The sequence below is a fragment of the uncultured Cardiobacterium sp. genome (assembly GCF_938028185.1).
Classification (GTDB): Bacteria; Pseudomonadota; Gammaproteobacteria; order Cardiobacteriales; family Cardiobacteriaceae; genus Cardiobacterium.
This window is the reverse complement of sequence record NZ_CALJAH010000194.1, coordinates 1-1427: the sequence shown is the minus strand read 5'-3', so window position 1 is coordinate 1427 and position 1427 is coordinate 1. Positions and strand designations below refer to the sequence as shown.

Below are 1427 nucleotides of genomic sequence, written 5' to 3'. Positions count from 1 at the left end.
CGATTGAGGCGGGCGCGCGTGCCGGGCTGGTCGCGGTCGATGAGACGACGCTCGCGTATTTGCGCGGGCGGCCGAGTGCGCCGCAGGGCGCGCTGTGGGAGGCGGCGGAGGCGTATTGGCGCACGTTGGTCAGCGACGATGATGCGGTGTTTGACGCGGAAGTCGTGCTGGATGCGGCAAAAATCGCGCCGCAGGTGAGCTGGGGTACGTCGCCGGAAATGGTGGTCGATGTCGGCGGCGTGGTGCCGCATCTTGCCGACGCGCGTGATGCCAACCAGCGCAACGCCTACGCGCGCGCGCTCGATTATATGGGGCTGCGCGAAGGGCAGGCGGTGGGCGACATCCCGCTCGATGCGGTCTTCATCGGCTCTTGCACCAACGCGCGCATTGAAGATTTGCGCGTCGCCGCCCGCATCCTCGCAGGGCGCAAGGTGGCGGCGAATATTGAAACGGCGCTGGTCGTGCCCGGTTCCGGGCTGGTCAAGGCGCAGGCGGAAGCCGAAGGCCTCGACCGCATTTTCACCGCCGCCGGTTTTGAATGGCGCGGGCCGGGTTGCTCGATGTGTCTGGCGATGAACGCCGACCGCATCCCGGCGGGCAAGCGCTGTGCCTCCACCTCGAACCGCAATTTTGAAGGGCGGCAAGGGCAGGGCGCACGCACCCATCTGGTCAGTCCGGCGATGGCGGCCGCGGCGGCGGTTGCCGGGCACTTTGTCGATGTACGGGAGTGGCTGGCATGAAGGCATTTACCGTTGAACGCGGCCTGCTCGCGCCGCTCTTCCGCAGCAATATAGACACTGACGCCATCCTGCCAAAGCAATATCTGAAGCTCATCAGCAAAACCGGTTTCGGCCAGTACCTCTTTGATGACTGGCGCTATCTGCCCGACCGCGCGCCCAACCCAGCGTTCGTGCTGAACGAGCCACGCTACCACGGCGCCAAATTCCTCCTCGCCGGGGCGAATTTCGGCTGCGGCTCCTCGCGTGAACACGCGGTGTGGGCGCTTGATGAATACGGCTTCCGTGCGGTCATTGCGCCATCGTTTGGCGACATCTTCTATAGCAACTGCTTCAAAAACGGCGTCCTGCCCGCACAGGTCAGCGCCGCCGACGCCGAAGCGCTGCTCGCAGCGACGCAAACGGCGGATGCGGTCACGATTGAAGTCAATCTGGAAATGCAGACGATTCAATGTGGTGCGGCAAGTTACCCGTTCAGCGTGGACGGCTTCCGCAAGCACGCGCTCTATCACGGCCTCGACGACATCGGGCAAACGCTGCAACACGCCGCCGACATCCGCGCCTTTGAAGCGCGGCACCGGCAACAATTCCCCTGGCTTTTCAAGGAATAAACATGAAAAACATCCTCTTTCTCCCCGGCGACGGCATCGGCCCGGAAATTATGGCAGAAGCGGAAAAAGTCCTGCATCT

General features: G+C 63.6%; 2 protein-coding genes. Both read left to right on the top strand.

Annotated features, from left to right (window positions below):
- The coding region (locus tag Q0349_RS05660; protein WP_298079906.1) for an aconitase family protein at positions 1–740 on the top strand (740 nt) is incomplete at its 5' end.
- The gene (leuD, locus tag Q0349_RS05655; protein WP_298079905.1) at positions 737–1348 is read left to right on the top strand and encodes a 3-isopropylmalate dehydratase small subunit; all 612 of its coding nucleotides are present in this window, start codon (positions 737–739) and stop codon (positions 1346–1348) included. The genes Q0349_RS05660 and leuD, both read left to right, overlap by 4 nt.
- Positions 1349–1427: the final 79 nt, after the last annotated feature.